We start from the raw sequence: 20,785 nt of genomic DNA, 5'->3' as shown, positions 1-20,785 counted from the left end.
TGATATTGACTCGTAGGTCGAGATTTATCTCGACATCATCAATTTAGCCCAAGCCGAACAACTGTGTGGCATTTCGATAGAGCGCTGAGGCAAGCTCGCTTGGTGTTTCGCTTCGATATTCACAAAGCCTGTCAAATACTTGGACGACTCGCTTAGGAGAGTTCGGCTTCCCCTGATAACCATGTAACGGCATCGACGGCGAATCGGTTTCCAATACTAGGCTTTCAAGCGGCAGCTGTGATATTACCTGCGCTGTTTTTTCGCCTCTTGGATAGGTGATTGTGCCACCTACTCCTAGCTTAAAACCTTGATCGATATAATATTCAGCCTGCTGTTTTGAACCTGAAAAGGCATGGATCACCCCGCCATATTGTGGTTTAACACGTTTAAACGCGGCGGCAATTAGGTGATGACTTTTACGATGATGGACGATTAGTGGGAGCTTTACCTCATTACTCAGCGCAATATGCGCTTCAAACAGCGCAATTTGCCGCTCAAGCACATCGCAGGTTGTATCAATGCCGCACTCACCTATCGCACATAGTTGGGTGCGATTGTGCATTACATGCTCGATCAGCGCGGTCATATCATCGTCGCAGTGCTTACTAATAAAATAAGGGTGTAACCCCGCAGCGATTTCACATTGTGGATGATGTGCTTGAAAATCAACAAGCTGTTGAGACTGCTTAAGGGTAACGCCAGGCACCACAAAGCGTTCAACACCATTGCTGTGGGCAGCTTTGATATGCGTAGCTAAATCATCTGCCAACTCGTTAAAGTCGAGATGACAGTGACTATCTATAAAGGCGAATTTATGGGTTGAGCCGCTCAATTTCCCAACTGCCATCGGCTTGTTTCACATACATAAAGCGGTCATGAAGACGGTGCTCTCCACCTTGCCAAAACTCAACTTTAGTGGGCTCCACACAATAACCGCCCCAAAAATCAGGTAGTGGGATTTCGCCTTTAGCGAACTTGTCTTTCATGCTACTAAAGGTTTGCATCAAGGCTTGACGAGATGACACGGGGCGCGATTGCTGAGACGCCCACGCCGCAAGCTGACTTTCTTTTGGTCGTGATAAGAAATACTTGGCAACACGACTTGTCGGTAGTGGAACAGCTTCACCGTACACGATAACCTGACGCTCAATTTCATGCCACGGGAAGTGTAAGCATATCTTGTTGTTTTGCTTTAATTCTTGCGCTTTGCGTGAACCGGTATTGGTAAAGAAGACAAAACCGTGCTCGTCTACATGCTTGAGTAAAACAATGCGTTGAGACGGCTGGCCGTGCTCGTCAACCGTAGCGACGACCATCGCTGTTGGGTCGGTAAACTTAGCATCAATCGCCTGCTGTAGCCAGGTTTCAAACTGCTCAACTGGTGTGTCTTTTAGCATCTCACGACGTAAACCGTCTTTGGTATATTCTCTGCGAATGTCTTCAAGTTTCATCACAATTTCCTTAACAAAAAAAGCCGCTATAAAGCGGCTTCCAGTATACCTTAATGTAAGTTAAAACTAACTTACATTTGCTCCATTACTTCGATACCAAGCAAATCTAGGCCGGTTTTCAGGGAGTTAGCAACCAGATTACATAGCACTAGACGACTTTCACGGACGTCTGCTGCTACATCATCTTTCAAAATTGGGCACGCTTCATAGAATGTCATATACAAGCTCGCAAGCTCATATAAATAACTACATAATACGTGTGGCGTTGCTTCGCTGATCATCAGATCAAGTACTTCTTCAAGTTGCAGCAGTTTAAGCGCAAGTGCCTTTTCCTGTGGTGCTTGAATTTGAATGCGACCAGTTAGGCTAGCGCTATCCATGTTTGCTTTGCGGAAAATACTACGCACACGGGTATAGGCGTACTGCAAATATGGCGCTGTCGCCCCTTCAAAGCTCAGCATCGTATCCCAGTTAAAGATATAATCGCTGGTTCTGTGCTTTGACAGATCGGCGTACTTCACTGCACCAATACCCACTTTACGCGCGATTTCTTGGCGTGCTTCATCAGATAAGTCAGAAGCTCTGTCAGCAAGTTTTTCTGTCGCACGGCTCACCGCTTCGTCAAGTAAGTCTGATAGCTTCACCGTACCGCCAGTACGAGTTTTAAACGGTTTGCCGTCGTTACCCATCATTGTACCGAACAGGCTCGGCTCGTAGCTGGTTTTGTCTTTTAAAAGACCCGCTTTACGTGCTGTGATCTCAACTTGGTTGAAGTGTAAGCCCTGACGCGCATCAACAAAAATTAGAATACGATCAACATCTAGCTCATTTGAGCGGTAATCACAGGCGGCTAAATCCGTCGTTGAATATAAGAAACCACCACCTGATTTTTGCACGATAAATACGGAAGGTTCACCGTCTTTATTTGCCAATTCGTCAAGGAATACGACTTGAGCGCCCTGATCTTCAACCGCAATGCCTTTCTCTTTTAATAGCTCAATTACACCGGCAAGACGGTCGTTGTAGGCACTTTCTGCCATGATATTATCACGCGTAAGCGTCACGTTTAGCTTACCGTATACTTCTTCAGAATGTTTAACAGAGGTGTCGATAAACATTTGCCATAGCTTCTGACAATGCGCATCACCACCTTGTAGTTTTACTACGTAATCACGGGCTTTATCGGCAAAGCCAGCTTCGTCATCAAAGCGCTTTTTGGCATCGCGATAAAAGCTTTCAAGATCCGCAAGTGCGACGTTTTCAAGGTCAACACCTTGGTTTAGCAAATCTTCTAGGTGTGCTATCAACATACCAAACTGGGTACCCCAGTCGCCCATGTGGTTTTGGCGAATAACAGTGTCACCACGGAACTCAAGGGCACGCACAACAGCATCACCAATGATAGTTGAGCGCAGGTGACCTACGTGCATCTCTTTAGCAAGGTTTGGCGAAGAAAAATCAACCACAACTTTGTCAGGCGTAGCATGTTCAGCAACACCTAGCTTGGCATCCGTATTTGCCGCCTCTAGGCTTGTGGCCAAAAACTCAGGCTTGAGGTGAATATTAATAAAACCTGGGCCTGCAATTTCTGTTTTTTCAGCAAGATCAGCAACGTCTAGGTTGTCGATGATCTTCTGCGCCAGCTCTCTTGGATTGGTTTTTAGTGCTTTAGCAGCCCCCATCGCACCGTTAATTTGGTAATCACCAAACTGAGGACGCGTGCTTTGTGTTACCGCTGGGTTTGTACCTTCAGGGATACCAGCCGCTTGCATCGCTGCATTGGCTTTTTCAATTAAAATACTTTTGATGTTCATCTGTTTTCCTTTAATACGCAGCGATTAGTGTTCACGAGTTTCATGGAACTTCACGTCAGGGTAACGCTCCATCGATAGATTCAGGTTTACGCGACTTGGTGCGATGTAAGTTAGGTTATCACCACCATCCAACGCCAAGTTTTGCTCACACTTGCGGCGGAACTCAGCCATTTTCTTATCGTCATCACAGCTTACCCAGCGCGCGGTTTGAACCGTTACGCTCTCGTAAATCGCATCTACGTTGTATTCAGACTTTAAGCGTGCCACAACCACATCAAACTGCAGCACCCCAACCGCACCTACAATCAGGTCGTTATTGATAAGTGGTCTAAATACCTGTACCGCACCTTCTTCAGAAAGCTGTACCAACCCTTTTAGGAGCTGCTTTTGCTTAAGTGGATCTCTTAGACGAATGCGACGGAATAACTCAGGCGCAAAGTTTGGAATACCGCTAAATTTAAGCGTTTCACCTTGTGTGAAGGTATCACCAATTTGAATCGTACCGTGGTTATGTAGACCGATAATATCACCCGCGAAGGCTTCTTGAGCTCGCTCACGGTCACCCGCCATAAAGGTTACCGCATCCGCAATACTGACTTGTTTACCAAGACGCACGTGGTTCATCTTCATGCCCTGACTATATTTACCAGATACAATACGCATAAAGGCGATACGGTCGCGATGTTTTGGATCCATGTTTGCTTGAATTTTAAACACGAAACCAGAGAACTTTTCTTCGTCGGCTTTTACTTCACGCTCATCAGTTTGACGCGGCAGTGGCGTTGGTGCCCACTCGGTTAACCCGTCAAGCATGTGGTCAACACCGAAGTTACCAAGTGCCGTACCAAAGAATACAGGGGTTAATTCGCCAGTTAGAAATAATTCACGGTCAAACTCGTGCGAGGCACCCATTACTAACTCAAGCTCTTCACGAAGTTGCTCAGCCAAGCTTTCACCCACAGCAGCGTCAAGCTCGCTGTTATCTAGCCCTTTGATCACGCGTTTGTCTTGGATCGTATGACCTTGACCTGTTTGGTACAAAATCGTTTCATCACGGTGAATGTGATAAACACCTTTAAATTCTTTACCACAGCCAATTGGCCAAGTAACCGGCGCACACATGATGTTCAGTTCGGTTTCTACTTCATCAAGTAGCTCCATTGGGTCACGAATATCACGGTCCAATTTGTTCATAAAGGTAACGATTGGCGTGTCACGTAAACGCGTTACTTCCATCAGTTTGCGGGTACGGTCTTCTACACCTTTTGCCGCATCGATTACCATCAAGCACGAGTCAACAGCGGTGAGCGTACGATAAGTATCTTCAGAGAAGTCTTCGTGTCCCGGAGTATCTAGTAGGTTTACCAAGGCATCATTGTATGGAAACTGCATCACAGAAGTTGTTACTGAGATACCACGTTCTTTTTCCATTTCCATCCAGTCAGATTTGGCGTGTTGGTTTGAGCCACGGCCTTTAACCGTACCGGCTTTTTGTAACGCCTTTCCGAATAAAAGTACTTTTTCGGTGATGGTGGTTTTACCCGCATCCGGGTGTGAAATGATCGCGAAAGTACGTCTGCGCGACACTTCCTGCGGAATACTCATATTTGACATTGAAATTCTACTTATGGCATTGGCAACCGAACCAAAACTCGGCCACGCTAAATTCGAACAAAGATTGCTATATTCTCTCCGATCTTGGCCATTTTAACAACTTGATGACGGTAATTTTCGCAGCTAAATAGCAGATGTTATTTAGCCATTGCGGTAGTTGATGGAAGGTGGACTGTGATGGCTAGTTTATTAGTCCAGCTTTTTACGTAAAATCGCCATTGTTCACTAAAGAGCATATCTTGTCAGGAACTGTGTCGCCTATATGCTTTAGGTCACATCGAGCATTTAGCTCAGTTTTTGCTGATACATGTGTTTATCTGCCCGAGAGAATAAACTAGCCATGCTTTCAAACTTATTTTCACACTTAGCAAATCCCGCTGAAAATCCACACTTGGGGAGCTTTTTCTGTTTTAACGCTTGATAGAAATTAGCCTCACTTTGAAAAATAAAGTCGTTGACGGCTTTCTCATCATGTCGCTGTACAATAGCCAGAAACTCATCGCCACCATAGCGCCCGATAATATCATCTTCGCTGCTTGCGGCCTTCAACGCTTCGGCCAAACTTTGTAACACCTGATCACCAACTTCATGACCATAGCTGTCATTTATTGGTTTAAAACCATCTAAATCAAGAAAGACACAGTAAAGCGCACCACCCAGTTTTAAGGCAATATCACGCTTATGTTCACCGAGTATTTCAGTCGCACGACGATTTAATACTTCAGTTAACGGGTCTTGCATCGCTATCGCTTTGATTTTGCTATAGCGCTCAATCATCACCAAATCATCTTCTAGCATATCGCGTAAATGCTCTATAAATTCAACCAACGGAGCGCCGTAATTCGTGGGTTTAAAGTCCATCACACACAATGTGCCAAACGATTTTCCATTGGGCCAATGGATAGGTACCCCCAAATAAGACTCAAAGCCATCATTGGCAACCTCAGGGTTATCGTCCCATTGATAATTTACACTGGCGTGCTGCTCATATAGATTGCGATTATTAGCGACAACATGCTTACAAAAGATATTGGTTTCTTGCGGTATAAAACCACCAGCAGGATACGGGTTTTCTTCTTGGTCGCTTGCAATCATCACTGCAAAGCCATCTTCTTTCTTTTGCACCACAAACGCAGCAGGCGCCGAAAAAATCTTCGCCATCAAATCGACTGTTTTTTGCCACTTTAATAATGTTTGTTGTGAGGCTTCTGGTTTGAGCAAGTCTGCATACGGCACAGTAATACCATTTAATTCAATTACATTTTATCTAAACAGTATAGCGGACAGCAGAAGAGTGGATGAATTATTGTTTCAAAGGAAAACTGTGTGGGCAACACGCTGACAGGTGCGTCAGCGTGTATTGGGAGGTTACTTACGGCTTTAATGCTACTTTTCTATCGTTGTAATAGGCAATCAAATCATCAACGGTTTGCTGACAATACTCACGGATCCCAGAAACTAACATGTGCTTTTCACCATAACCGACTTTAGTGCCGTTCGACAGTAAATTAAAACGCAGGTTGATCTTGCCACGTTTGCCTTCATAGCTAAACTCTGGCTTAGCCGCTTCCAATGCTACTTCCGTTACCGATATATCATCCATATGAATAGACATAGATTCATATATCACCATTGGCCTTGCAGGGTTTATCATTACTTCTTGTTCACCCATCAATGGGATGATCACATGAGGAAAGGTAGTGCCTGAAAATTCTACGTAATTTCTCGTTAAACTATTGATGAGCGTTGGGCAAGTGCTAGTTTCGCCAGCGCGCGACACAGACAGCATCACTTTATCATTTGCAGTAATATCAAATTGTGCAGCACCTTCTGGCAATGTGAGCGTTGTCGTTTCATCAACCATGCCCACAAAGCTAAACTCCATATTCTCGCTTAAGCCGTAGTGCTTTAACACTAAGGAGAAAAGTAGATCACCCGGTACACAAAACTTCTTTGCATCGATGTCGTGCAATGGGTTGTAGTCGTCCGCGACTCCTTTTGCAAATAAACTCCCCTGCTCTCTGGTAATGGTGATCTCATTTGCTTGTTGTTGATAATACGGCTCTAACATCGCTACTTTTCTCTAACCTCTAAGATAAAACTGCGCCATGTTACCAGAATTTTCTGAAATAGAGGTCATATCTGTTACGATAATCTGTTAACAAATATTACATTGGCCGGACTTGATGCTAAAGGTTAGCGAGGTTATTGAAAACAATAACCTCGCTAACTTCCGTTCAGAGTTGAGTTACATTAACCCTTGTAATGGCTCAGCGCCCCACGTAAAGAGTAACACAGCAGAAATTGCAATAAAGATAAGGTATGCAACAACACCCGATTTCATGACAGGCGTGCTGACTGCATTTTCTTGCTTACCAGTTACTAACGTCTTTACTAGGTTTTGACCTTTTAGGCGATACACCACAATAGCAAATATATGCAGTGCAATGGCGGCAATTAACAACTCAATATTGGTGTGATGTATATCGCCTGCTAATTCAACTAAGTCGTAAGATACATATTGTGCAAGTGGTCCTTCCACCAAAATATCATCTGTTGTCATCAAGCCAGAAACGAGCTGAACAAGGATCAGCACAAAAAATAGCAGCACCATCAAACTTCCCGCAGGATTATGTCCTACATGGCTTTGTTTTGATTTAATGGCCGATAAAATCGCTTTAGGTGAATGAAATAACGCACTTAATTTAGCGGTTTGGCTACCAATGACACCCCAAATTAATCGCGCTGCCATCAGTGCTAACAATAAATAGCCAGTAACAAAGTGAAGATCCATCATGCCTTCTTCACCAGTAATATATAAGGTTACTAGTCCTGCTACGAGCAGCCAGTGAAACCCGCGGATAAATCCATCCCACACTTTGGTCATCGTTTATTTGCCCCATAGGTAAAAATCATTGCAATGATGACAGGTTATAAAACTCAGCACAAAGAGTTAAGGTTAAATAACCACTAGTCTTGATTTGGCAGCGTATTTTGAATGCTAATTAAGCACAATGTTCTATAGTAAACTGGTGTTTGCTTAGGTGGGTTGGAGCAATAATGAAATATTTACTGTTAATGCTGCTGTTTTTTGGTGCGTGCTGCAATGCAAAAATATTGCTGATCTCGAATGAACCGGCCGATGAGCAAAGACTTTTTAGCAAACAAGCCCATAGTTTAGAGTCAGATACCAACAACTTGCTTTTAAACCAGTTTGGCCGAGATTACTTTGATTTTAACATTGTCACCCCAACCAAACTTAATCAATTACTGGCAAGTGAAGAGCCCGTGTGCGCGTTGTCTCGCCTAAAAACCCCAAGTCGCCAGCAAGCCTTTTTGTTTACCATCCCCATCCACCTATATCCAAGCCATAGATTATATTACTTCAAACAACACACCCCGATGGATGCCAGCCTTGTGAACGCCACCGGTAAACTGAAGTCGCTTGCAAGTTTAATGGCTTACTATCCACAAGCCACCATCATCAAAGAGGTTGGCAAATCTTACGGCAATACCATTGACTCCGCATTAGCGCTACTTGAACCCAAAAATGTTGCCATTAGACCGTATAAAACCTCAGCACAAACCATTATGGAGCAGTTTAGTGCAGGTAAAGTCGACTTTATATTAGCCTACCCCGCTATTTTTCAGCAGAGCTTTCCAAAGGACAAGGCACACTTAGTGGGTTCCTTACCAATAGCAAATAACCTCCCTCATCTCGAAGGCCATATTGCTTGTAGCCATACCCAAGAAACACAAGCATTTATCGAAAAGGCCAACCAGATGATCCGTGCGCTGTATTCCACTAGTACCTACTTAACCACACACTTAAAATATCTCCCCAAGCAAGATCACGCATTGATCACCAGGCGGCTTGCGATGCTAAGCGCCAAATATCAACATACTCCTGCAAAATAATTTCAACTGCTGTTGCACAAGGGCCAAACTTAGTCTAAATTAAATCGCACACGATTAAATCATAAAAGATTAAAGATGACGACACTCTATCAGTTTGAAGCAAACACATTACAAGGTCAGGCATATCACTTTACCGACTTACAAGGCAAAGCTGTGCTTATTGTTAATACGGCCAGTGAGTGTGGGTTAACACCACAGTATGAAGGGCTACAAGAGCTACACCAAAAATACGCAGATCAGGGACTTGTGATCATCGGCTTTCCCTGTAACCAGTTTGGTAAACAAGAACCCGGCGATGCAAAACAAATTCAAGAAGGCTGCTTAATCAACTATGGTGTTGATTTTCAGATGATGGAAAAGATTGAGGTTAATGGCGACAAAGCACACCCACTGTATCAATACCTAAAGTCTGCGCTTCCGGGACTATTTGGTAATAAAATCAAATGGAACTTCACTAAGTTTTTATTTAACCAGCAGGGTGAACCCGTTAAGCGCTATGCCCCAATCACCAAACCTGAACAAATAGCCAAAGATATTGAAAAGTTACTAAATGAGTCAATCTAACCCGCAGCTCAATCTCGATAACCAGATCTGCTTTCGGCTATATAGTGCGTCAAGACATGTCACCCGACTCTATCAGCCGTTACTCAAAGAGGTTGGACTCACGTATCCGCAATACATAGTGTTATTGATTTTATGGGAACAAGACGGACGGCTGGTGAAAGAAATAGGCGAGCGAGCTGAACTCAATAGCAACACCCTAACACCGCTCCTTAAGCGCTTAGCAGAGCGTGGCCTCGTTACCCGTAGCAAAAATCCTGATGATGAACGACAAACCTTCATTCACTTAACTGAAGCAGGTAAAACGCTGGAGCAATCATGCGCTTGTATCCCAACACAAATGATGGCAAAAGCGGGCTTAAGTATGGAGCAAATTCAACTGCTAAAGCAGTCTCTTGATGTGTTGATGACACAAGGAAAGCGGTAAACACAATACATTTTAGACAATAAAAAAGCCGCTACATCAGCGGCTTTTGCAATACTATCTCGCAATTATGCAATAGACGGATACTCACGGTATGCTTTTTCAAGCTTTTTAGCTTGCTTTTTAGATACACCAATATGCTCTAATGCCACTCTTAAACGCGCACGAGAAAGGTCAGAACCTAACACTTCCATCGCATCTACTACTGAAGTCGATGAGGTTTTGCCTGTAATAGCAACGAAGATAGGCTCTAAGAACTCTTTGATCTTTAACTCATGGTGTGTCGCCACAGCCTTTGCAATAGAGAAGATCTCTGATTTGTTCCATGTACGCAGCTTTTCCAATTCCCAAATAAAGAATTGCAGTGCCTGACGAACCACTTCTTCGTCCGCTTTACCAGCCGTTAATAACGCTGGATCGTATTCAGGTAAGCCCGCGACAAAGTGACCTGCTAGCCCCACCAAATCAGATAGCGTATTGATACGCGCCTTGGCTTCAGGAAGTACGCGAGCCAACATATCACCGTTAAACTTCCAGTCGACAAAGCGCTGGATAAGTTCTGCATCGGTTAGGTTTTCGCGGATCCACAGACCGTTTAACCAGTTAAGCTTGTCAATATCAAAGATAGGTCCACCAAGCGATACGCGCTTCATATCAAAGTGTTCAATCATCTCAGCCAAAGTGAACTTTTCACGCTCATCCGGCATTGACCAACCCATACGACCTAAATAGTTAAGTAGCGCTTCTGGTAAGAAACCCATTTCTTTGTAGTAGTTAATCGAAGTTGGGTTTTTACGCTTTGACAGCTTAGATTTATCAGGGTTACGAAGTAGCGGTAAGTGACCAAGTACAGGTGCTTCCCAGCCGAAGTCTTCGTACAACTTTAATAGTTTAGGCGCAGAGTTGATCCACTCTTCACCACGGAAGATATGGCTAATCTCCATGTGATGATCATCTACTACGTTTGCAAGGAAGTAAGTTGGGAAGCCGTCGGCTTTCAACAAAACTTGCATGTCTACGTTTTCCCATGGGATCTCAATTTCACCGCGTAGGTAATCGTTAAACTTAAACGTGCCTTCTTCTGGGATTTTCATACGAATAACGTAAGGCTTGCCTGCTTCAAGGTTTGCCTTTACTTCTTCTTCAGATAGACGTAAGCCACGGCCGTCGTATTTAGGACGTAAGCCTTCTGCCATCTGCTCTTCACGCATTTGATCTAGCTCTTCAGCCGTCGCAAAGCAGTAAAACGCTTTACCATCATCTACAAGCTGCTGTGCAAACTTTTTATATAAGTCAGAACGCTCTGATTGACGGTATGGACCAAACTCGCCCCCCACATCCGGACCATGATCCCAGTCAAGACCTAACCAACGTAGGCTGTCCATGATAGCTTGCTCAGATTCAACAGTACTACGTACCTGATCGGTATCTTCAATTCGTAATACAAACTCACCACCTTGCTGCTTGGCAAAGCAATAGTTGAATAAGGCAATATAAGCCGTTCCTAAATGCGGATCACCTGTTGGAGAGGGTGCAACACGAGTACGGATAGTCATCAAAATTCTCTTAAAAATGGATTAGTCGATTAATGGCGCTATGCTAGCATAGCGCCCGATTAGCGCATAGTAAGGCGCGTGAATTAAGCTGCTTTTTCCAGCTTTTCTAGATAAGCAACAATATCATTGGATTCGTACAACCAAGTGACCTTCCCTTGCTCCTCGATTCGCAAGCATGGCACCTTCACCTTACCGCCCTGCTCTAGCAGCTCTTGGCGATATTGGTCATCATTTTTGGCATCACGGGTTTCAAGCTTAAGCCCTTCACGCTTGGCAGCGCGGCGCACTTTAACGCAAAATGGACAGGCCTTAAATTGGTATAACTTTAAGTTTGCCGTCATAGCATCTAGCTTTTGCTGTTGTTCTGCGGCACGTTTTTTACTGCGTGGGGTAAAAATAAAATCAAAAAGTAAAATCAGACGTCCTAAAAACCATCTTACAAATTGCATAACGTTTCCCAAACCTTTTGCTACATTCGCTAAAAAAGAGGTAGGAAGTTTAGCATAATCTTTAAGCGCTATATATAAGCGGAGCTTAAAACAACTCTATTTCTGCACATGCGTATTGTGATTCAGCTAACCCTAAAGCGAGGTAGTTTGTGACTTGATTTCTGCCATTTTCTTTTGAGTGATAAAGCGCGAGATCGGCTTTATGAACTTGCTCAGAAACTTGTAGTGTATCGACCACTTCGGTAAACCCTAAGCTGACAGAAACATGCTCTACTTGCGGAAATCGGCTAGAGGCTATTGTACTTCTCAAGCGCTCAAGTGCCACTACAGCAGAATCGTCATTGTGACTTTGAAATAGCACTGCAAACTCTTCACCGCCGTAGCGAAACACATAGTCTTCTGCTCTAAAGTTAGCTTTAATCTTTTGCGCTACCAGCAGGATCACTTCATCGCCAATCACATGACCAAAATTGTCGTTTACCTGTTTAAAGTGATCGATATCTGCCATCGCTAAATACCACTTGCGGTCTTCACTGTCATCACGGCATACCGTAAACCCGTCCCCATTGGTTATTTCCATGACTTTTTCATCAAACGTTTGGCGATTAAGTAGCTCGGAGAGCGGATCGATACGAGCAAAGTGCAATGTTGCCATTTGATGCGCAAAAACAGTGAGTAAGTGTTTAATCAAAGTAGCAATGGTGAGGTTTACTTGGCCTTCTATATATAAAAAACCAACGAGCTGAGCTTGATGATAAAGTGGGATAACGCTATCGCCGTGGTATTGAATGAGATGTTTGTCGTCTTGGCGCTGCTGTAATTTATCTACCACGGCATCTACCGGCCCCACCACAACACAAAAGTCGCGATGGCTCACAAATATGGACTTTGGGACTTCTTTTTCCGATAGGCTTTTACTGAAATAAAATGCATAGCTTTCCTTGAAAACATCAGAGATAACCCGCTCAAGTGCCTGCATTAGCACCAGTTCACTCTTTTGCGCCAAGAGCTCTAAAGTAAGTTCGTGACCACAGGGTGAATAGCTAATCGACATTCAAGGCCTCTCAATAAAATTGACTCTTGATAAGTGTAGAACAGCTCTCTGAATTTACAGTAATTTATCGGCTAATTTAACACTTCTTGTTGGCTATGTTGATTCAAGAGCACCAAATTATCGCGGTGGATGATCTCCTCAGCACTTTCAAAGCCGAGACACTGCGCAAATTCACTACTATGACGGCCAATTACCAAACCAAGCTCTTGATTACTTAGGCTAGTTAAACCTTGTGCCTGTAGCGTGCCTTGTTGACAAAACACTTGAACCAGCTCACCACGTTTAAATTGCCCTTCAATCGACACGATGCCTTTTGCTAGTAAACTTGCTCCTTGATTACATACCGCATTGATTGCGCCACTATCACAAATTATTTTACCGGTTGATTTAGGGCCAGACAGCAACCAGCGCTTGCGCCCTCCAACCGGAGCGTCAAACTTCAAAAACGTCGTGCTTGGTGCGGTTTGCGTAAGTACTTGCGGTAAAATGTCGTATTCACTACCTTTTGCAATCACGACATCAACGCCTGCTCGTTGTGCGATGTCAGCGGCTTGCAACTTAGTCGCCATACCACCCGTGCCAAGTTGTGTGCCACTGCCACCTGCTAGTGCTCTAAGTTCGTCGTTTATATGTGTTACTTGCTCTATCAACTGTGCATCTGGATTGGCTCTGGGATCTGCGGTAAAAAGACCATGCTGATCGGTGAGTAATACCAATTTATCGGCATTTGCTAAAATTGCGACGTAAGCAGAGAGGTTATCGTTATCGCCAACTTTTATTTCAGACGTTGCCACTGCATCGTTTTCGTTGATGATCGGCACGACATGATGCTCTAGAAGCTTAGTGAGCATATCCCGTGCCGTTAGATAACGTTCGCGGTGCTCAAGATCGGCTCGTGTCAGTAGCATTTGCGCCACAGTGACGTCGTAAATACTAAACAATGACTGCCATAAATGGATTAATTGACCTTGCCCAATCGCAGCTAACATCTGTTTTTCAGCTAGCGAATGACCAATTTGTTGCTGCAATACACCGCGCCCAGCGGCAACAGCACCACTAGATACAACAATGACCTGATGACCAGCTTGACGTAATGTTACACACTGCCTTACCAGCTCAACAAGTCTGGGCTTGTTTAAGGTCTGGCTGCCTGCAGTTAAGACACTTGTGCCGAGCTTGATAACAATGGTTTGTTTATTGTTTTTGGTCATAGTATTTGTTGATTTTTACAGCGATAGAGCATCGTTATACCACGGACCTTCCACCCTCCCAAGTAATAAACTCATGAATTTTATTTCTAACTCAGAGTGAATTGGTATAATCCGCCGCACTGATTTCGATCAAGGCTTTTTTGCACCGCGTGTGAGAGAGTGTTCACCATTCAATGAAAGAATAATTAGCTGAGTTCAGAATGAAAAAACACAAAAAGAACAAAGAGATTATGATGCTACCTTTGCTGTTTGTAGTGATCTTAATGTGTGTAGGTGGCCATTTTATTTTGCAACCTAGCTACAAAGACAGCCACATCGTTGAATATTCTTTAGCTGCACTGCCGTTTTTAATGTTTGCCGTCGTGATTGTCGCTATCAAAATAGCAATAAAAGCAGATAACGATGAAAACAATGAGGGTGAGGGCTAAAATATCCCTCACATTGGTTATAGAGGATGATAACCAAACCACAAAGGGGTAAGCGGTGTTGATTGGCCACTGTGGGTGAGCTTGATATTTAAGTTTTGATCAAATAAATCAATCGCAAAACAGTCATCCACATCATGCAAATCATCTTTATGAATATGGCTAAAACCGTTAAGCAAAAACGCTTTTGCTTTCTCTTTTGCTTCATCCGCATTCGTTGCAACGAACAGCCCAAAGTCATGCGCCTCAGCTAAACTATCTGGCTTATATCCTCCCAAGTTCACAAAGTACAAATGCTCAGCTTGCTCAACACGCTCTTCGGTAAGTTCTATGGCATAGCCATCGGCATGTTCAATGATAGTGTAGCTATCCATATGCACCGAGTTTTTATCACCAACCCATTGCTGCTTTAATTTGGGATAAGCCTCTTCAATTGTATTCGCCGCGACAAAGCGCACATCATGCATTTCAATATGGCAACCTTGAATACGGCCGCCTAGGTATACAACAAACAACTTCACTTTGACACTCCACTCCTTTAAAACTCAAGTATACTCTCAACTCAAAGACTTGGCTTTACTGAGTTAGATGATTATTCTGAATAAACACTCTCAGTGAAGGACAATATAATGAAAAAAACATTCCTCGCGCTTTTAGCTAGCTTTAGCCTCTCATCAACAGCTCAAGTAACCTTAATTCACAATGTAAATGGTTATACGCCCACTAAGTCGCAGCAAGTTGAGCGCTTTTCTTCTTTGGTAATTAAAGACGGTAAGGTCGTAAAAACGAGTTCAAAGGATCTTAGTACCCAATACCCGAGTGCAACTAAGTTTGATGGTGAGGGAAAAACCCTATTGCCCGGTTTAATTGATGCGCACGGTCACATCATTGGGCTCGGCAATAATTTACTCACCCTCGACGTGCGCGGTAGCAAAACCATTGCAGAAGTAGGAGAACAGCTTAGCCACTACGCAAAAGCCCATGAAGGTGAATGGATAATAGGTCGTGGCTGGGATCAAACCTTGTGGCCCGGCGGACAATTCCCAACCGCAGCCGATCTCGACAAATACGTAAAAGATAAGCCCGTCATGCTCACTCGAGTAGATGGTCACGCTATTTGGGTAAACTCAAAAGCGATGGCGCTTGCCAACATTTCAAAATCCACTGAGACGCCTGAAGGCGGTGAAATCATTACACTGAATAGCCGTATGCCGAGCGGTATTTTTATCGACAAGGCTGAAGATCTGATCCGCACTCATGTCCCTGCTCAGTCCGATGAACAGGTAGACAAGGCGCTGAATAAAGCAGGAGAACACTTGCTTAGTTTAGGTATTACCTCAGCACATGATGCCGGGATTGACCACACCACTTGGCAGGTTTACCAAGCACGCGCCAAGGAACACACGATGCCTCTTCGCGTCTACGCAATGTTAAGCGCTAGCTCACCCAAACTCGCGGAGATGCTAGACGCCGGAGTGGTAAAAGATACACGAGATCAACTCTCTATTCGTAGTGTAAAAATCTATGCTGATGGTGCACTTGGCAGCCGGGGGGCTGCGCTTATTCGCGACTATCATGACCGCAAAGGCCACAAAGGACTAATGCTCGAAAACCAAGCGACGCTTGAAGCATTGATCACCCAAGCCATACGCAGCGGCTACAGCGCGCACACCCACGCCATTGGCGATAGAGCGAATCGCATCGTGCTAGACTCTTATCAAAACGTCTTTAAAAAAGCAGGTGGAAGACTGCTCAGAAATCGTGTCGAGCACGCACAAATTGTCCATCCGGATGATATCCCCCGCTTTAAGACGTTAGATATTATTCCATCAATGCAGCCTGTTCATGCCACATCTGATATGCATATGGCAGAAAAGCGCTTAGACAACAAACAGCTTAGTGGCGCTTACGCATGGCAAACATTCTTAAAGCAAGGAAGTAAAGTGGCGGCGGGTTCTGATTTTCCGGTGGAGCTTGCAAACCCTTTCCATGGTTTGCATGCGGCCATCACCAGACAAGACCATCAAGATTTACCCAAAGATGGCTGGCGCCCAACAGAAAAGTTAACCAGAGAACAAGCACTTCAAGCATTTACTATTGATGCTGCTTATGCCGCATTTCAAGAATATAAACTGGGAAGTTTAGAGCAAGGTAAATGGGCCGATTTTATCTTAATCGACCAAGATTACTTTACCGTAAGCGAAGATAAAATTGATGATATTCAAGTCGAGCAGACGTGGATTGCAGGTGAGCTTAAATATCAGCGCTGATCTTTTTGTAATTTAACCAAGTGGTAGGTGTTAACTAGTGCCAGCAGACCATTAGTTAATGCCACCGGCCAAGCCTGAATAAGTGCGCCATAAGCGGTAAAACAAATACAGCCCATTAAATTGAACCAACGCAACTTAGCAACATCGCTCATCATCAAAGAAACGACCAAAAAAGCAGAGGCTAAATAGCCTAAATATTCCCAACTCATTTGTCCTCTCCCCTAAGTTGCGTTAGCATATAGTTTATGCTCGAATTTACGTATCGAGCAGAATAAAAAGGCTAACCCACAAGCCCCTAGAAATTAGCACCAATAAATTAGCTCTAACACGGGAAGTGGGGGTTTAATGGTAATATCGTTTATTAAATTCTTCGCCACAGCGCTGAGATAAAACCGATACTACTTAAACGGTGTGAGTTAGCGTAAAACTGAAAAATTCATGCTAACGTCATTATAGTTTAATAAATAGGACATATGTCCGAAGAGCCATCTAGATGTTTCAATATCATTTTTCAACCAATTTGGTCGAACAGTTACTCGCATTTGCTGGTAATAGTTTTCAGCACAGCAAAAAAGAAGTCTTGATCCACCAAGATGAACCATTGAGTAAACTCATATTGGTGACCAGTGGTACTGTGTCTTTTAGTTATGATGTCGGTAACGGTCGTCGCTTATTACTCGGGCAACTGGACTGTAACAACACGCTAATTGGCGAAATCGAAGCGCTGAATCATCAGCCCTGTATTTATACCGTGACTTGCTTGAGCGATGTGACCTATCACCTCATTGAGCTAAAATATTGGCGAAAATTACTGCTAGAGCAGCCGGAGCTGAGCCTGTATACCGCGCAAACCATTGCCGCTAAGTTTACGGAAAACCAAAAGATAAATTTAGACAAGCTGCTGTTGCCGCTTAGCTACAACATTGCTAAAGACTGCTTATTGCGTGCCGAGAATTCGAATCCAACTTTACTTCGTGCCTACTCAACGGTAAGTGCTGAAGCCGAAAGATTTGCGACCACTGAGCGTGCATATCGTCGCGTGGTCAGTGAATTGGTAGAAAAGGGCTTGATAGTACGCAGTAGTGAAGGCTTAAAGCCAGTCGATGTTGACGCGCTTGAGGATTTTGTTGATAGCTTCGCGCAAGCTTAATTTTTCGCGGTTAGAATAACTAGGGCGAGTGCTTGCTCGCCCTTGAGTACTGATTAACTCATTTTGCAAATAGGTGTTTAATATTTGCTAAGTCTGACTTCCCTTCCACTAATTCTTCCGGTGTTAAACCTGACAGCTCGTGAGGGAATACCAACCACTCGTCAGACTCGTGGATAAAGTAATCTGGTGTCATTGGTACTTTTTTGTTTGCTGGTTTGTAGTATGGACAAGCAACACGAATATCGCGAGGCAGGTTCAAGCGCATTAGCTCTGCAAGCTTTTCTTTCAACGCAAAAATACTGCGGCCAGAATCAAACACGTCATCAACGATTAGCAATGAATCGTCAGCGTTTGCATTTTCAACGATGTAATGCAGACCGTGTACTTTGATTTCTTTAGATTGCTTACCAATGCCATAGTAAGAAGAAGTACGTACTGCGATATGATCAGTATCTATACCTTTGTAATCGTAGTATTCTTGAACTGCGATACCAATAGGCGCACCACCACGCCAAATACCGATAATAAAGTCAGGTCTAAACCCGTCTTCATAAACTTTAGCGGCTAAGCGAAATGAATCTTCTAGCAATTGTTGCGCTGTGATATAGCACTTATCTGACATAAATACCCCGTTAGGAAGCCCGTGTGATGGTGACAAGCAGCAAGTGCTGCCAATTGATACCAATTACAATTGTTTGCAAGCCTTAGGCACTTGTGTGATTGGTATAACCGAATATTTTAACGTAAAGCGCAATAAAATGCTGCAATAATAGTGTCTTTTTATTTTCATTTTTTGATTTGGGGCGTCATATCCTAAAGTTAAGATCGCTGGGTGAACCGGCTCCTCGGAGTTATTAATTTGGTGGGAGCGAGTTCACCTCGCGATGTTCTAAACGGCTCAAAGATCGCCGGATAAACCGGCTCCTACACAAAGAAGTGATGAACCGGCTCCTCGGAGTTATCAATTTGGTGGGAACGAGTTCACCTCGCGATGTTCTAAACGGCTCAAAGATCGCCGGATAAACCGGCCCCTACACAAAGAAGTGGTGAACCGGCTCCTCGGAGTTATCAATTTGGTGGGAGCGAGTTCACCTCGCGATGTTCTAAACGGCTCAAAGATCGCCGGATAAACCGGCTTCTACACAAAGAAGTGATGAACCGGCTCCTCGGAGTTATTAATTTGGTGGGAGCGAGTTCACCTCGCGATGTTCTAAACGGCTCAAAGATCGCCGGATAAACCGGCCCCTACACAAAGAAGTGATGAACCAGCTCCTCGGAGTTATCAATTTGGTGGGAGCGAGTTCACCTCGCGATGTTCTAAACGGCTCAAAGATCGCCGGATAAACCGGCTTATATGGACTCCTCCAATTGTACAAGCCACTTTTAGCATTATTGGTGTGATTGCGTGCTTATATCCAGGCTCTTGATGAGGTGCTACCTCGGCCTCTTTGATGTATTCGCGCCCTTGTGCCTTATCTCCTACGCGGTATTTGTATACACCTGCGCTTTAACAGGCTCTCAAGGGTGGGTCTCACCGCTTAATGCTCTATCTTGGCTTGTTCAATACTGGGGGTAATCTCAGTATGCTTTTTGCTTTCTTTTTCTGTTTATCTTGATTTGTTCTTCTGTTACTCAGTGCTATGCTGCTAAGATTTTTGGCTCGTATGTTGAACCGTTTTTAAGTAAGGCATAGGCTGTTCTAACCGTTTTGTTGGTCAATGCAATGGCAACACATTTCACGCTTTTCTTGGCGAGTAGGTTTTTTATCCAGCGTTCTTTCTCTGTGGTCGCTTCTTTATGTTTTAGCCTGCTGACTACCGTTCTTGCACCGAGAAACAGGTTTTTCCTTAATGTATTGCCTCGTCTTTTGGGGATATGACCTATCTTGGCTTTTCCGCCTGATGAGTGCTGGGTCGGTGTAACACCTGCACATGCGGCCGCTCCTCTGGCATCACTAAATTGTGAAGTATTGCCTAAAAAGGATAGCAGCTCTATCGCGGTAATTGGGCCAACGCCTTCTAATGCCATTAAACGCTGGCAACTGTCATTTTGCTTGGTTATCGCTTCAACTTGTTTATGTAGCTGCGCTTTAGCGTCGCATTGTGTTTTATATAGGTCATAACTCACCGCGAGTGCTTGTTTTAATGCGATGGGGAGCGCATTTTCAGCATCTTCTAAAATATCTGGAACGACTTGTGTTAACGCAGCATCGCCTTGATTAATGACAATACCAAACTCTAATAGCAAGCCACGTATTTGATTTGAAAGCTGAGTCTTTTGTTTATCTATTAAGGCTCTCGCTTGACTCAATGATTGTAACGTTTGCTCTTCAACCGTCATGATTTTACAGGGCTTCACGTTGTATGCTTGGCTTGCACTGGCAATGGCGAGGACATCGTTTGCATCGGTTTTTTGGCCTTGCCTAAACGCTTTTACGAACTTAGGGGGAAGCAACATGACGTCGTGCCCCAGTGACAGTGCTTTGCGAGCAATATGCTGGGCGCTACCACAAGCTTCCATCACGACCTTTGAACCCTCGGCTTTTGCTAGCAACTCAAGCATAGGTTCGCGTTTCATTGGCTTATTAAACTTGAGTTTATTGCCTTTCAGCTGTGCCACCTGGAAAATGTTTTTTGCCAAGTCGATAGCAATTAAATTAGACTGTGTCATGTATGGACTCCTTATTTGGTAAAAGTGTTTTGCAATATCTTTATACCGTACTCTCCCGATAAGGGGGAGGAGTCCATACATCTCCTACACAAAGAAGTGATGAACCGGCTCCTCGGAGTTATTAATTTGGTGGGAGCGAGTTCACCTCGCGATGTTCTAAACGGCTCAAAGATCGCCGGGTGAACCGGCTCCTACACAAAGAAGTGATGAACCGGCTC

Annotated in this window: 21 protein-coding genes; 6 read left to right on the top strand and 15 right to left on the bottom strand. The window is 44.1% G+C overall.

Annotation, left to right across the window (positions count from 1 at the left end):
* Positions 1–43: 43 nt before the first annotated feature.
* The 7 genes from JJQ94_RS08850 to JJQ94_RS08820 form a co-directional block, all read right to left on the bottom strand.
* Positions 44–847: a TatD family hydrolase gene (locus JJQ94_RS08850; RefSeq protein ID WP_099031966.1), complete on the bottom strand. Its 804-nt coding sequence runs from the start codon at positions 845–847 to the stop codon at positions 44–46.
* Positions 813–1,454, bottom strand: coding sequence for a pyridoxamine 5'-phosphate oxidase (gene pdxH, locus JJQ94_RS08845; RefSeq protein WP_198285544.1), 642 nt, complete (start codon positions 1,452–1,454; stop codon positions 813–815). Before pdxH ends, JJQ94_RS08850 begins: the two co-directional genes overlap by 35 nt.
* Before the next feature lie 68 nt (positions 1,455–1,522).
* Positions 1,523–3,265 (bottom strand): arginine--tRNA ligase, encoded by a 1,743-nt coding sequence (argS, locus tag JJQ94_RS08840; RefSeq protein WP_099031967.1) that lies wholly within the window; start codon positions 3,263–3,265, stop codon positions 1,523–1,525.
* Positions 3,266–3,289: 24 nt separating this feature from the next.
* Positions 3,290–4,879: a peptide chain release factor 3 gene (gene prfC / locus JJQ94_RS08835; protein WP_017216978.1), complete on the bottom strand. Its 1,590-nt coding sequence runs from the start codon at positions 4,877–4,879 to the stop codon at positions 3,290–3,292.
* A 285-nt stretch (positions 4,880–5,164) separates the two neighbouring features.
* Complete coding sequence (locus JJQ94_RS08830; RefSeq protein WP_010379170.1) at positions 5,165–6,115, bottom strand: sensor domain-containing diguanylate cyclase; 951 nt, start codon at positions 6,113–6,115, stop codon at positions 5,165–5,167.
* A gap of 136 nt (positions 6,116–6,251) precedes the next feature.
* The gene (locus JJQ94_RS08825) at positions 6,252–6,950 is read right to left on the bottom strand and encodes a DUF3581 family protein (RefSeq protein ID WP_099031968.1); all 699 of its coding nucleotides are present in this window, start codon (positions 6,948–6,950) and stop codon (positions 6,252–6,254) included.
* 177 nt (positions 6,951–7,127) lie between these two features.
* The gene (locus JJQ94_RS08820; RefSeq protein WP_099031969.1) at positions 7,128–7,766 is read right to left on the bottom strand and encodes a cytochrome b/b6 domain-containing protein; all 639 of its coding nucleotides are present in this window, start codon (positions 7,764–7,766) and stop codon (positions 7,128–7,130) included.
* 173 nt (positions 7,767–7,939) lie between these two features.
* Here JJQ94_RS08820 and JJQ94_RS08815 point away from each other — a divergent pair, with 173 nt between their 5' ends.
* The 3 genes from JJQ94_RS08815 (at position 7,940) to JJQ94_RS08805 (ending at position 9,785) form a co-directional block, all read left to right on the top strand.
* Positions 7,940–8,797, top strand: a complete 858-nt coding sequence (locus tag JJQ94_RS08815) for a transporter substrate-binding domain-containing protein (protein WP_099031970.1) — start codon at positions 7,940–7,942, stop codon at positions 8,795–8,797.
* Positions 8,798–8,872: 75 nt separating this feature from the next.
* Positions 8,873–9,361, top strand: a complete 489-nt coding sequence (locus tag JJQ94_RS08810; protein ID WP_010379179.1) for a glutathione peroxidase — start codon at positions 8,873–8,875, stop codon at positions 9,359–9,361.
* On the top strand, positions 9,348–9,785 hold the full coding sequence (locus tag JJQ94_RS08805; protein ID WP_099031971.1) for a MarR family winged helix-turn-helix transcriptional regulator: 438 nt from the start codon (positions 9,348–9,350) through the stop codon (positions 9,783–9,785). The genes JJQ94_RS08810 and JJQ94_RS08805 overlap by 14 nt, the downstream gene beginning before the upstream one ends.
* Before the next feature lie 65 nt (positions 9,786–9,850).
* On the opposite strand, the gene gltX is transcribed toward JJQ94_RS08805, so the two are convergent.
* The 4 genes from gltX to proB form a co-directional block, all read right to left on the bottom strand.
* Complete coding sequence (gltX, locus tag JJQ94_RS08800; RefSeq protein WP_099031972.1) at positions 9,851–11,338, bottom strand: glutamate--tRNA ligase; 1,488 nt, start codon at positions 11,336–11,338, stop codon at positions 9,851–9,853.
* 83 nt (positions 11,339–11,421) lie between these two features.
* Positions 11,422–11,787: a glutaredoxin family protein gene (locus JJQ94_RS08795; protein ID WP_099031973.1), complete on the bottom strand. Its 366-nt coding sequence runs from the start codon at positions 11,785–11,787 to the stop codon at positions 11,422–11,424.
* An 85-nt stretch (positions 11,788–11,872) separates the two neighbouring features.
* Positions 11,873–12,841, bottom strand: coding sequence for a GGDEF domain-containing protein (locus JJQ94_RS08790; protein WP_099031974.1), 969 nt, complete (start codon positions 12,839–12,841; stop codon positions 11,873–11,875).
* A gap of 71 nt (positions 12,842–12,912) precedes the next feature.
* A complete protein-coding gene (gene proB / locus JJQ94_RS08785) occupies positions 12,913–14,052 on the bottom strand; it encodes a glutamate 5-kinase (RefSeq protein ID WP_099031975.1) in 1,140 nt (379 codons plus the stop codon).
* A gap of 200 nt (positions 14,053–14,252) precedes the next feature.
* On the opposite strand from proB, the gene JJQ94_RS08780 reads away from it, so the two are divergent.
* Positions 14,253–14,480 (top strand): hypothetical protein, encoded by a 228-nt coding sequence (locus JJQ94_RS08780; RefSeq protein WP_010379194.1) that lies wholly within the window; start codon positions 14,253–14,255, stop codon positions 14,478–14,480.
* 17 nt (positions 14,481–14,497) lie between these two features.
* On the opposite strand, the gene JJQ94_RS08775 is transcribed toward JJQ94_RS08780, so the two are convergent.
* Positions 14,498–14,998 carry a DUF1543 domain-containing protein gene (locus JJQ94_RS08775; protein WP_010607693.1) on the bottom strand — a complete coding sequence of 167 codons (501 nt, stop codon included), beginning with the start codon at positions 14,996–14,998 and terminating at the stop codon, positions 14,498–14,500.
* 108 nt (positions 14,999–15,106) lie between these two features.
* Here JJQ94_RS08775 and JJQ94_RS08770 point away from each other — a divergent pair, with 108 nt between their 5' ends.
* Complete coding sequence (locus JJQ94_RS08770; protein WP_099031976.1) at positions 15,107–16,747, top strand: amidohydrolase; 1,641 nt, start codon at positions 15,107–15,109, stop codon at positions 16,745–16,747.
* On the opposite strand, the gene JJQ94_RS08765 is transcribed toward JJQ94_RS08770, so the two are convergent.
* A complete protein-coding gene (locus JJQ94_RS08765; protein ID WP_010379202.1) occupies positions 16,738–16,956 on the bottom strand; it encodes a YgjV family protein in 219 nt (72 codons plus the stop codon). The two genes, JJQ94_RS08770 and JJQ94_RS08765, sit on opposite strands and share 10 nt — an antisense overlap.
* A 284-nt stretch (positions 16,957–17,240) precedes the next feature.
* Here JJQ94_RS08765 and JJQ94_RS08760 point away from each other — a divergent pair, with 284 nt between their 5' ends.
* The gene (locus JJQ94_RS08760) at positions 17,241–17,897 is read left to right on the top strand and encodes a Crp/Fnr family transcriptional regulator (RefSeq protein ID WP_010607695.1); all 657 of its coding nucleotides are present in this window, start codon (positions 17,241–17,243) and stop codon (positions 17,895–17,897) included.
* Between the two features lie 58 nt (positions 17,898–17,955).
* Here JJQ94_RS08760 and JJQ94_RS08755 read toward each other — a convergent pair whose 3' ends face one another.
* Complete coding sequence (locus JJQ94_RS08755) at positions 17,956–18,519, bottom strand: phosphoribosyltransferase (protein WP_099031977.1); 564 nt, start codon at positions 18,517–18,519, stop codon at positions 17,956–17,958.
* Positions 18,520–19,535: 1,016 nt separating this feature from the next.
* Complete coding sequence (locus JJQ94_RS08750) at positions 19,536–20,567, bottom strand: IS110 family transposase (protein ID WP_201435448.1); 1,032 nt, start codon at positions 20,565–20,567, stop codon at positions 19,536–19,538.
* Positions 20,568–20,785 lie beyond the last annotated feature (218 nt).

The sequence above is a fragment of the Pseudoalteromonas sp. GCY genome (genome assembly GCF_016695175.1).
Lineage (GTDB): Bacteria > Pseudomonadota > Gammaproteobacteria > Enterobacterales > Alteromonadaceae > Pseudoalteromonas.
This window is presented reverse-complemented; position numbering and strand designations above follow the sequence as displayed.